Here is a 2595-nt window from a genome sequence, read left to right as displayed (position 1 = left end):
ACAAAACCAATTTCAAATTAAGCCTAATACCCAAATTGCTTGTAGCGTGTGTTAGCGGTTGCCTTTTCTTTCGTGCATAATTCGTTTAAAAGTGAAAAATATCATTAGTATGTATGCAATTATTGGTAAGTAATATTTTTTCAGTACTACAATGATTTCTTGCCATTTAATATTTGATTCAGTTTCGTCAACATAAATTGTGTATTGAGTACCGCAAACAAATGATTTTATTTGTTTAGAATTTTTGTTTGGTTTTGGTGTTCTTGGATTAGCAAACCAAATGTCATTTTTATATGGCAAATAAACTTTAGCTTTCTCAATTTGTAAAATCTCTATGACTCGAATGAAAGACCAATATTCTGATTTTTTTTCAAAATGAAATTTTATTCCTTTTATCGAATCTTTAGTAGAAATTATTTTCTTTATATCTTTTTGGGCAATATTTAATTTTGCTCTATCTGAATCTATATTTCCTGTTAGATTTACAATCTTGAATTTCTTTGAATTTAAAAATTGAGTAGTTTCTTTTTTAAAATCTTTTCCATTCCAACGATATAAATCTATAGAGCCATAATTAGTGAATGCATCAATACTTTTCAAATATATAAGACAGAAAACAGGAAGCAATATTATGCTAATTAATCCTGCTGAATAATAAATTTTCTTGTTGTGTTTTCGCATTCTTCTTTTCTAAGGTAACCGCTAACGTTCCCGCGCTACAGCGGGTTTGGGACTAAATTAAGCCCATTCTTCGGATTTGCAAAATTATCCCAAATACAAAACCAACTTTCCATTAAGCCAATTGCCCAAATCCGTTGTAGCGTGTGTTGGCAGATCGGTTGTTTTTTTTCGAATATTCATTTTTATAAATTTCTTACCTTACACTTTTTTATTTTTTGTATTTATTTACGTTCTAATTTTAATTTTCTAGTTTTCATTTTAGACAATTATTCTCAAAATCCAAATTGTTTAATTAGCATAGAATCCGTAACTTGTTTTTCAGGATTGACTATTAATATTTCAGGATGTTTTTGATTCCATTTTGCAAAGTAATATGAATTTACTTTTAAACTATCTATGATTTTTTCTTTTGCTTTCGACGTCAAAATATCACGAGTTATTCCTGAAGCGTTAGTTGTATCTAATTTGCCATTTAAATAAAATGAAAAATTAAAATCAATTGTTTTTCGCTTTTCAATTCGAGATATAAATTTCACCACGATATATTTTCCGTCTTTATTAATTTCATTTTGTATATATAAATGTCTTAATTGTATAAAAACCAAAAATGCCACAAAAAATATTAAATAGTAATGTCCAAATTTTAATTTTTTCATAATTCAATTCAAAATTTGCAACTAAATGTTAAGTAAGATTTAATTCCTATTAATTTCCGTTTTTTTGGTCAACTGTCTGCCAACGTTCCTCTAGTACAGGACGCTAGGGAGTAGAAAGCGTATTGACTTCCACCGCAAAACAATGACAACAAATACAAACAATTAACAACAAAAGCCGAAATACCCTAGTGTTTTGTACTAGATGTTATGAGTAGGCTAAATATTTACAACTATGAAAACATTAATTCAAAAAGTACAAGAAAAACACGATTTCAAATGGTTTGACAAAGTAGTTATCCATGGTCATTCTAAAATTTTAGTTTTAAATAAATATCAATTAAATGTTGATGATGAAATGAAACTAATTCTTTCAGAAATGCACTATAATAGCGAAACAATAGAAGATGCTTTGAGATTAAGCGTTACGGAAATTGACGATGATAATTTATTTCACGTTATAGATTTCTTTGAATTTAGCGATGAACAAAAGTTATTTTCATTCTTAGAGTTCTTCGTGAAATAGCTTACTCATAACGTTCTGGCACTACAGCGGGTTTGGGGTTAAATTAAGACCATTTTTCGGATTTGCCAAATCATCCCAAATACAAAACCAACTTTCCATTAAGCCCAATGCCCAAATCCGTTGTAGTGGCTGTTAGTGGCTGTAAATTAATACCACGGATATATATCTTCGATTTTAAACTTTTTTATTCTGTCACTTTTTAGTAAATTATTTTCTGAATTTATCTTTTCTGTTAAACAATTGTAATATATTTTTTCTCCGTTTTTCAAGTTTAATTTGACATAGTTATAATCGCTCCAAGGATTTCGAACTTGCCACGCAACAGTATGATTTTCCACTTCTATAACGTCTGAATATGGAATGTTTTCAATTTCAGTTTCTGTTGTTATTTCTAAAAAATTTTGCTTGAAAGTTATTTTTCTGTTTCTATTTAGCATTTCGTATCGATAATGCAAAATAAATCCTGGAACAGTAAATGAAGAAAATAATAAGAATATAAAGCTGGAGTCAGAAATAGATTTATTAATTATAAATTCTTCTTTTTCGTTATAATTCACGACTAACATTATTAAGAAATAAACAATTGAAATTGAAAATACCACAATTGTAGGTGTAATATATTTTAGATTTCTTTTGTATTCCATAATTCGTTTTTTCTGCGTTTTTTCTGTTTTATAGCCACTAACGTTCCCGCGCTACAGGCGGTTTGGGACTAAATTAGCGCTATTTTTCTGA

General features: G+C 28.4%; 4 protein-coding genes. 1 reads left to right on the top strand and 3 read right to left on the bottom strand.

Annotated features, from left to right (window positions below; all coding sequences use genetic code 11):
• Positions 1 to 51 precede the first annotated feature (51 nt).
• Positions 52 to 681, bottom strand: coding sequence for a hypothetical protein (locus FLB_RS07275; RefSeq protein ID WP_157490574.1), 630 nt, complete (start codon positions 679 to 681; stop codon positions 52 to 54).
• Between the two features lie 272 nt (positions 682 to 953).
• On the bottom strand, positions 954 to 1337 hold the full coding sequence (locus FLB_RS07270) for a hypothetical protein (RefSeq protein WP_064715307.1): 384 nt from the start codon (positions 1335 to 1337) through the stop codon (positions 954 to 956).
• Between the two features lie 232 nt (positions 1338 to 1569).
• Between FLB_RS07270 and FLB_RS07265 the strand changes: the two genes are divergently transcribed.
• Positions 1570 to 1860, top strand: coding sequence for a hypothetical protein (locus tag FLB_RS07265; protein ID WP_064715306.1), 291 nt, complete (start codon positions 1570 to 1572; stop codon positions 1858 to 1860).
• A gap of 146 nt (positions 1861 to 2006) precedes the next feature.
• Here the strand turns inward: FLB_RS07265 and FLB_RS07260 are convergent, their stop codons facing one another.
• Entirely contained in the window at positions 2007 to 2504 is a 498-nt protein-coding gene (locus tag FLB_RS07260; RefSeq protein WP_157490573.1) for a hypothetical protein, read from the bottom strand.
• Positions 2505 to 2595 lie beyond the last annotated feature (91 nt).

The organism is Flavobacterium succinicans, assembly GCF_001662485.1.
Taxonomy (GTDB): Bacteria; Bacteroidota; Bacteroidia; order Flavobacteriales; family Flavobacteriaceae; genus Flavobacterium; species Flavobacterium succinicans_A.
The sequence above is the reverse complement of the archived record's forward strand: the minus strand, read 5'-3'. Positions and strand labels throughout refer to the sequence as shown.